The following is a 5,266-nucleotide window of genomic DNA, read 5'->3' as shown; positions in this document are numbered from 1 at the left end:
CCAAAATTATGAAGCATGACAACACGGAGCTGACCGTGGAGATTTTCTTAAAATATGAGAATCTGAATCTGCTCTCGGCTATCAAGGATATCGAGGGTGTCAACGATGTGACTTTAGTACAGTACCGGGGGAGTTATGAGGCTTAGTATGAAAGTAGGTGCAGCGATAGTGATTGCAGGGATTCTGGGCGTTCTGGGAAACATGATGTTCCGGCGGGAGGTCCCGCAACAGGAACTGGCAGTGTTTGAAGCTGTGGCAGGGGAAAAGCCCCTTGTCAATCCCATGAAGGGATGGGCGCCGTTTTCCGACAATTCCAATACGGATTATCCGGCGTCCATGGCGTTTGTGCTCATCCGATGGAGCGAGCTGGAGCCGGAGGAAGGGGTGTTCCGGTTTGAGGAATTGGAGACGGAGAAGAATCTGGTGTTTTGGCGGGAGCAGGGAGCCAGATTTATCATCCGTCTTGTCTGCGATTATCCGGGGAAGGAGAGCCACATGGATATTCCGGAGTGGCTGTTTGAGAGGACCGGGGGAGACGGACAGTGGTATGACAATGATTACGGAAAGGGATACGCGCCCAATTACGGCAACCCGATGTTCCGTGAGGAGCATGGGCGGATGTTACAGGCGGTGGGGGATTACTACCGTGATGATGGGCAGGTGGCGGTGATACAGCTGGGAAGCCTGGGACACTGGGGGGAATGGCATGTCAATCACGGCGCCGGTCTGAAGGAATTTCCGCCGGAGACAGTCACGAATAAGTACGTAGAACAGTACCGGGAAGCATTTCCGGGGAAACTTCTGATGCTTCGGCGGCCCTATGCAGCCGGGGAGCATTATCAGATGGGACTGTTCAACGATTCCTTTGGCGTCAGGAGCAGTCATGAAGAGTGGCTGTCCTGGGTGGAGGACGGTTATGTGTCCGAGCAGACGGGAGAGACGCTGGCCGGAATGCCGGAATTTTGGAGATATGGGCCTTCCGGCGGGGAGTTTTCTTCCAACATGGAAATGGAAGACTATTTTGGAGATTATTATTCCGGTGTGTATGAACTGATGCAAAGGAGCCATACTTCTTTCCTGGGGCCCCACTGTCCGAGAGAGCAGCTGAGTCTGAGGGCGGGAAACCATGTGAACCAGATGGCCAGGGATATGGGCTACTGTTTTGCGTTAAAGAGGGGAGCAATCGGGTATTCCGGGCAGAGTCAGAGGCTGAAACTGACCGTATATGGGGAGAATTCCGGCGTGGCGCCATTTTACCTGGACTGGCCGGTGGAGATTACGCTGCGGGGCCAGGATGGGGCGGAAGTGTACCGCAATACCTGTAATCCGGGGATTTCGTCCTGGATGCCGGGGAACTGGTCCATGGAGGCAGCGCTGGAGGGGACGGAGAATCTGCCTGCAGGAACCTACCAGGTGACCTTTGCGATTCTGGACCCACTGACGGGAAAGCCAGGGATTTCTCTGGCCAACCAGGGGGGAGAGGACAGGCGGTACGTGCTGGGAAGTTTTGAACTGAAATAAGAATAGAACATGACAGGCAGTTGTCATCTTATAGAGAGTATGATAAGATGTGAAAGGGGTGAGAGCAGAAGATGAAGCATCACATTATTGTAAAATGGAATCCGGAAGGGAAGGCTGTGGACGGGCTGTATCAGAAGGTCTTTGAATTGTTTCAGGAAAGTCTGGAGATTGACGGCGTCCATGGGGTGACACTTCACCCGTCGGTGATTGACAGGCCGAACCGGTATGATTTGATGATTTGTATCGAGATGGACCGGGATGCGCTGGCGCGTTTTGACGAGTCTTCGATTCATGCCAGATGGAAATCGGAGTACGGCGGTTATCTGGAGGCAAAAGCCATTTTTGACTGCGACTAAGCAGCTGTGTGAGTTGCTTGTGAAATGAAGGTATATTCGTGCCTCACTCGTTATTATATTTACATAGAATCTATTACTAATTTGGAGGCAGGTATGAATATCGTTGAGATTTTGAAGGTTGTTTTTCTGGGAATTGTGCAGGGCATCACGGAGTGGCTGCCCATCAGCAGTACCGGACATATGATTCTGGTGGATGAATTTTTGAAGCTGGATGTGACGCCGGAGTTTATGAATCTGTTTTTAGTGTTTATCCAGCTGGGGTCCATTCTGGCGGTGGTTGTGATTTACTGGGAGCGGCTGATTCCGTTTACGTTCAAAGGGGGAATCAAACCGGACAAAGAGAAGTTTTCCATGTGGTTTAAGATACTGGTGGCTTCGGTTCCGGCCGGTGTTGTGGGAATCCTGTTTGACGATGTGTTTACCGCCCTGTTTTATAATTATGTGACGGTTGCCATCATGCTGATTCTGTTCGGCGTGTTTTTTATTGTGATCGAGAATTACAATAAAAACAGGACTCCTTCCGTGACATCCATCCCGCAGATTACGTATCGGGCGGCATTCTGGATCGGCGTGTTTCAGATGATTGCGGCTGTGTTTCCGGGGACGTCCCGTTCCGGGTCTACCATTGTGGGAGCGCTGCTCATCGGCATCTCCAGGACCACGGCGGCGGAGTTTACGTTCTTTCTGGCAATTCCGGCCATGTTTGGCGGAAGTCTGTTAAAGCTGCTGAAGTTCGGCTTTTCCTTTACGTCGGGGGAATTGATGATTCTGTTTATCGGCATGCTGGTGGCTTATCTGGTTTCCGTGGTGGTGATTAAGTTTTTGATGGAATATATCAAAAAGCATGATTTCAAGATTTTTGGATGGTACCGGATTGTTCTCGGTGTGATTGTGCTGGGATATTTCTTTTTGGCGCGGTAAGTGGGAAGCCATTGGGACAAAGGGGGAAGTAAGATGAGAAGAGAACTGGGAATAGCAAGGTGTGGACTGGCCTGCTGTCTGTGCGGAAATCTGGACTGCAAGGGCTGTGACTCCGGGGAGTGCGCCGGAATCAACTGGTGTGAGAACCGCAGGTGCTCCATAGATAAGGGGCTCAAAGCCTGTCATGCATGTGATTCCTTCTGCCGGAAGGGACTGCTGGGGAAAATCAAGGCATACGGTTTCTCGCTGTTTGTACAGAGATACGGCGAGGAGGAGCTGCTTGACTGTCTGGAGAGAAATGAGAAGAACGGTGTCGTGTATCACCGGGAGGGAATTACCGGGGATTATGACGAGTTTGACGATGTTGAGGAATTGATCGCGTTTATAAAAAATGGGACGCGGGAATAATCAATACATAATAGGGAGAATAGCGTGGAACTGATAACATTAACACAGGAAAATCTGGAGTCCGAGCACATCTGTTGTGCGATTTCCAGCAATAAGGATTGCCAGGTTCTGTCTAAAAAAGCGTGGCTGAAGGAGCGGCTGGACGAAGGGCTGATGTTCGTGAAATGCAACGTCCGGGGCAAATGTTTCATTGAGTACATCCCGGCGGAGGCGGCCTGGGCGCCGGTGGAGGCCGACGGGTATATGTATATTGACTGTCTCTGGGTGTCCGGACAGTTCAAGGGGCAGGGGTATTCCAATCTGCTGCTGGAGGAGTGCATCCGTGATTCCAAGGAAAAGGGCAAAAAGGGGCTGGTGGTTCTGTCATCGAAGAAGAAAATGGGATTTTTATCCGACCCTGGATTTTTAAAGCACAAGGGATTTGAGACGGTGGACAGGGCCGGGGCATTTTTTGAGCTGATGGCTCTTCCGTTTTGGGAGCAGGAGGAGAAGCCGCGGTTTCGGCCGCAGATGAAGGACGGCATCTCCATACCGGAGAAGGGACTGGTGCTGTATTATACCAGCCAGTGTCCGTTTACGGCCAAATATGTGCCGATTTTGGAGGAGACAGCCAGGAGGCGGGGCGTGGAAATGAAGACGATCCACATTGAGACGGCGAAGCAGGCGCAGGACGCGCCGTCACCGTTTACCACCTTCAGTCTGTTCCACAACGGGGAACTGGTGACCCACGAGATATTATCTGAAAAGAAGTTTGAGAAAATACTGGACATGTGTTGACAAGTTTACTTGTCAGGCATATAATAAGAATACCAACAAAACTTGGCAATGACAGTGCGAGCAGGAGGTATTCTTATGAATAAAGAGGAAATACTGGCAAGAAGCAGAAAAGAAGGCAGGGACGAAGGGAAAGAATATGTTGACAGCTGTGGCCGCCGTTATGGCACGGCCGCCATGTGCATCATGTTCACCGTCCTTGCCGTCTTTAATTTATATCAGGGGCAGAGCAACTATGAAATTCTGGCTCTGTTTTTTGCGTATCTGGGAATGGAATCGTTTGGCATGTACCTGGCAGGAAAGGCGAAAATGCACATTGTTTTGACAGCCGCGGGCCTTCTGGCCGCCTGTCTCTTTGCCGCCTGCCATGTCATGACTGTGATGCGGTAGGGCTGCCATGGAAGAGAAACTGATACTGAAAAATCATTTAAAAGAGGCGAGAGCGGAGAAAAAGCTGTCCCAGACCCAGCTGGCGGACCTGGTAGGCGTGTCCAGGAACACCATCAGTTCCATCGAGACGGGCCAGTTTAACCCGACTGCAAAGCTGGCGCTGATTTTGTGCATTGCGCTGGATAAGAAATTTGAGGAGTTGTTCTATTTTGAATAGCAGGAGGTTGGAAATGATAAGAAGAATTGGATTTGTGTGGCTGGCAGTGATCTGCCTGGGGCTGGCGGGATGCTCATCAGGAACGGTCCGGGAGTCATCAGCAGGTTTGACAGCTGGAGAGTCAGAAAATGCGGAGCCGGAGGCTGGAGAAAAATTAACAGGGCGGTACTGCGCCTTTGTCGAAAAAATCGATGGAGATGCCATCTATGTAGATTTGGCGGAGTACATTACGGACGAGGACACGGAGAGGGTGAAAGAACTGGGACTGACGGAGGGGGACATGCCGGACGGATATTATATCAGAAATCCGGAGGAAGATATCACGGTACTCCAGCTGAAGGAAGATACGAATTACAGTTTTATTGACTGGGACCGCGATTTTTTACCGGAATCCGTCCTAGATTCAAGATATGAGACAACTGTGAAAGCAGAGTTTCAGAAGTATTTAGATACCTACCCGAATTCCAAACCTGGGATGCCATTATTCTTTGAGGTCAAAGATGGAGTGGTGCAGGAAATATATGAGGAACCGATGGCATAAGGAGAGAACATGAGCGAGAGAAAGAAAAAAGAGAATTTAGACAGCAGGAAAAAGGGAGCGGAAGCGAAGGAGAACGAGCCGCTAAACTGGAAGAGGGAGCTGATTGAGTGGGTTAAGATCTTTGTGGCTGCGGCGGCG

The 5,266-nt window shown here is 50.6% G+C and carries 8 protein-coding genes; all 8 read left to right on the top strand.

Translation table 11 applies throughout. From position 1 onward, the window contains the following. Window positions 1-147: 147 nt before the first annotated feature. The 8 genes from HMPREF9473_RS13440 (at window position 148) to HMPREF9473_RS13405 (ending at window position 5,128) form a co-directional block, all read left to right on the top strand. Window positions 148-1,521 carry a DUF4832 domain-containing protein gene (locus HMPREF9473_RS13440; protein WP_006780674.1) on the top strand — a complete coding sequence of 458 codons (1,374 nt, stop codon included), beginning with the start codon at window positions 148-150 and terminating at the stop codon, window positions 1,519-1,521. A 71-nt stretch (window positions 1,522-1,592) separates the two neighbouring features. Continuing rightward, the gene (locus HMPREF9473_RS13435; RefSeq protein ID WP_006780673.1) at window positions 1,593-1,877 is read left to right on the top strand and encodes a hypothetical protein; all 285 of its coding nucleotides are present in this window, start codon (window positions 1,593-1,595) and stop codon (window positions 1,875-1,877) included. 93 nt (window positions 1,878-1,970) lie between these two features. Then, window positions 1,971-2,798, top strand: coding sequence for an undecaprenyl-diphosphate phosphatase (locus tag HMPREF9473_RS13430; RefSeq protein ID WP_006780672.1), 828 nt, complete (start codon window positions 1,971-1,973; stop codon window positions 2,796-2,798). Between the two features lie 33 nt (window positions 2,799-2,831). Then, a complete protein-coding gene (locus HMPREF9473_RS13425; RefSeq protein ID WP_006780671.1) occupies window positions 2,832-3,206 on the top strand; it encodes a hypothetical protein in 375 nt (124 codons plus the stop codon). Between the two features lie 24 nt (window positions 3,207-3,230). Then, on the top strand, window positions 3,231-3,983 hold the full coding sequence (locus HMPREF9473_RS13420) for an N-acetyltransferase (protein WP_006780670.1): 753 nt from the start codon (window positions 3,231-3,233) through the stop codon (window positions 3,981-3,983). A 75-nt stretch (window positions 3,984-4,058) separates the two neighbouring features. Continuing rightward, the gene (locus tag HMPREF9473_RS13415; protein ID WP_006780669.1) at window positions 4,059-4,370 is read left to right on the top strand and encodes a DUF6442 family protein; all 312 of its coding nucleotides are present in this window, start codon (window positions 4,059-4,061) and stop codon (window positions 4,368-4,370) included. A 7-nt stretch (window positions 4,371-4,377) separates the two neighbouring features. Continuing rightward, on the top strand, window positions 4,378-4,587 hold the full coding sequence (locus HMPREF9473_RS13410) for a helix-turn-helix transcriptional regulator (protein WP_006780668.1): 210 nt from the start codon (window positions 4,378-4,380) through the stop codon (window positions 4,585-4,587). A 13-nt stretch (window positions 4,588-4,600) separates the two neighbouring features. Further along, window positions 4,601-5,128 carry a hypothetical protein gene (locus tag HMPREF9473_RS13405; protein ID WP_006780667.1) on the top strand — a complete coding sequence of 176 codons (528 nt, stop codon included), beginning with the start codon at window positions 4,601-4,603 and terminating at the stop codon, window positions 5,126-5,128. Window positions 5,129-5,266 lie beyond the last annotated feature (138 nt).

It is taken from the genome of Hungatella hathewayi WAL-18680, assembly GCF_000235505.1.
GTDB classification, from domain to species: Bacteria; Bacillota; Clostridia; order Lachnospirales; family Lachnospiraceae; genus Hungatella_A; species Hungatella_A hathewayi_A.
This window is presented reverse-complemented; position numbering and strand designations above follow the sequence as displayed.